The sequence below is a fragment of the Nostoc sp. 'Peltigera membranacea cyanobiont' 213 genome (assembly GCF_002245975.1).
Taxonomy (GTDB): Bacteria; Cyanobacteriota; Cyanobacteriia; order Cyanobacteriales; family Nostocaceae; genus Nostoc.
The window spans coordinates 1-2,427 of record NZ_NOLI01000321.1 but is presented as its reverse complement, the minus strand read 5'-3'; the positions used below and the strand labels follow the sequence as shown (position 1 = coordinate 2,427).

Below are 2,427 nucleotides of genomic sequence, written 5' to 3'. Positions count from 1 at the left end.
GATGCTTTTTCATGTAATTACGTATATTAATTGCAAATAAAACTACCTCATACACAAATGTAAGTTTTAGCGATCGCTGGTTTTCGATCCGACCTCACAAAATCGCGTTGCTCCCATTGGAAGGTTTGGGTGGCATTTTTGGGCTATTCTATTGGGCGCGATCGCCTTGTTCAGGAACACCGAAAACGCTATGACCTTCTACGGCAGCTTATTTGTCAAGAGTTAGCTGACTTACAAAAAGCCTTGCTGATTCGAGCCGATCTTGATTTAACCCTCGAAGCCAATGCACTTATCGCCCTTGTGGATGGCATTGGCACTGGTGTTGTTATTTGTCCTGAGCAGTTCTCCGCAGATCAACAAAAATATCTTGTGCGGCGACATATCAATGCAATACTTGCATCATCTTGAACGCTGACGAGCAGATAGTATCGAAACGATCATTTATTTTGATAATAAAAACTAATATAAATTTTTCCTGAGTTTATCCTAGATTTTTATTTATCAATTCACCTAGCCAATTTTAATCAAAATATCAGCCCCATCTTTGATAAAAACGTGATACTCAATATAGCAAATTAATTAAAATAAAGTGCAGATATGCAGAGGGTGAGATGATGACAACTCCAACCCAAGAAGAAATCAGATTAGCAGAAGCCCAAAATCAGATAGCCCATTGGCGCAGATGGAGTCCATATTTAAGCGATCGCCAATGGGGAACAGTACGCGAAGACTACAGCCCCAATGGTACAGCCTGGGACTATTTCACCCACGATCAGGCTCGTTCTCGCGCCTACCGTTGGGGTGAAGATGGAATTTTTGGTATTTCTGATAATCATCAACGCCTTTGTTTTGCGTAGGCGTAGCCCGTCGTAGACATCGCTCTTTGGAATGGTGAAGATTCTATTCTCAAAGAAAGAATTTTTGGTCTAACTGGTAGTGAAGGTAATCACGGTGAAGATGTTAAGGAATATTACTTTTATTTAGACAGCACTCCCACACATTCATATATGAAAGCGCTGTATAAATATCCTCATGCAGCCTTTCCCTACTCCCAATTAGTTGCAGAAAATCAACGCCGAAATCGTCAAGAGCCAGAATTTGAACTCCTAGATACAGGTGTATTTGATGACAATCGCTATTTTGATGTTTTTGTGGAGTATGCCAAGCATTCTGCTGAAGATATTCTCATTCAAATAACAATAGTCAACCAAGGTACAGAAGCTAGGATATTGCACCTGTTACCTACCCTCTGGTTTCGCAATACTTGGTGTTGGAATGGAGATGCAGATAAACCTACTTTAAAAGAGATTAAATTAGATAATAGCTTCAATATCATTGAAGCATCTCACCCAACTTTAGGAAATAGGTGGTTGTATTGTCAGGAAGCAACAGAGGTTCTCTTTACAGACAACGAGACAAATTATCAGCGATTATTTGGTTCTCCCAATACCTCTGCTTATGTGAAAGATGGTATTAATGACTACATCATAAATGGTCAAAAATCAGCAGTTAATCCCGATAAAATGGGGACAAAAGCATCTGCTAATTATGTCTTAACAGTTGAAGCTGGTGAAACTAAAACTATAAAATTGCGGCTCAGTAATGCACCAAATTTAGTTGAGCCATTTGGTAATGAATTTGAAGTAATTTTTAGTCAGCGACAACAAGAAGCTGAGGAATTTTATCAATGTATTACTCCATATCCTCTAAGTGAAGATATGCGAAATGTGCAACGACAAGCATTTGCTGGGATGCTGTGGAGTAAGCAATTTTATCATTATATTGTAGAGAATTGGTTGAAGGGCGATCGCAACACACCAACGCCCCCAGCAGAAAGGCAAAATGGTAGAAATCAAGAGTGGTTTCATCTCTACAATGAAGATATTCTCTCTATGCCTGACAAGTGGGAATATCCCTGGTTTGCGGCTTGGGATTTAGCATTCCATACTATTCCTTTGGCAATGATTGACCCAGATTTTGCTAAGTACCAATTGGATGTTCTCACACGGGAATGGTATATGCATCCTAATGGGCAAATCCCTGCTTATGAGTGGGCATTTGGTGATGTTAATCCCCCTGTTCATGCTTGGGCAACTTGGCGCATTTATAAGATTGAACAGAAGATTTACGGGCGAACAGACCGACAGTTTTTAGAAAGGGTTTTTCAAAAGCTGATGCTCAATTTTACCTGGTGGGTGAATCGTAAGGATGCTGAAGGGAATAATGTCTTTCAAGGAGGATTTTTAGGATTAGATAATATTGGCGTATTTGACCGCAGTGCAGCCCTTCCTACAGGTGGACATATTGACCAATCTGATGGTACTAGTTGGATGGGGATGTATTGTTTAAATACAGCATTTTCGAGGTGCATGAGGTACAGTAAGTAATAGTGCATTAAGAACTATAATGAAACCTTACTCAATCGAT

1 protein-coding gene and 1 pseudogene are annotated in these 2,427 nt (G+C 39.8%); both read left to right on the top strand.

All coding sequences use genetic code 11. The features are described 5' to 3' along the window. Positions 1–72 precede the first annotated feature (72 nt). Positions 73–408 (top strand): TetR family transcriptional regulator C-terminal domain-containing protein, encoded by a 336-nt coding sequence (locus tag CDG77_RS34550; RefSeq protein WP_094333614.1) that lies wholly within the window; start codon positions 73–75, stop codon positions 406–408. 206 nt (positions 409–614) lie between these two features. After that, positions 615–2,351 (top strand): annotated as a pseudogene (locus tag CDG77_RS34545) (MGH1-like glycoside hydrolase domain-containing protein); the annotation flags it as partial. Positions 2,352–2,427 lie beyond the last annotated feature (76 nt).